The sequence below is a fragment of the Peribacillus sp. SIMBA_075 genome (genome assembly GCF_046534585.1).
This window is the reverse complement of record NZ_JAWRYN010001237.1, coordinates 1-249: the sequence shown is the minus strand read 5'-3', so window position 1 is coordinate 249 and position 249 is coordinate 1. Positions and strand designations below refer to the sequence as shown.

Here is a 249-nt window from a genome sequence, read left to right as displayed (position 1 = left end):
ATTCGAAAGCCTCCTGGAAAGCATCAATCACTTGGCGGTTAAGCGGCTCGCCGGCTGATACGGCACTGCGCAGCTCAGGCAATTTATAATCGTTCAGATTCTCGACCTTGGCCATGATGCGGTATTCTGTCGGCGTACAGCACAGCACGTTGACTTTTTCGTCTTTCAGGATGTCCAAATACTTCAACGCATCGAATCCGCCATTATAGACAAGTGCCGTTGCGCCGAGCGTGATGGTCGAAAGAAAAG

The 249-nt window shown here is 50.6% G+C and carries 1 protein-coding gene; it reads right to left on the bottom strand.

Annotation, left to right across the window (positions count from 1 at the left end; translation table 11 throughout):
- A partial coding sequence (locus SB775_RS32270; protein WP_410865368.1) for an AMP-binding protein occupies positions 1 to 249 on the bottom strand: 249 nt, incomplete at both ends.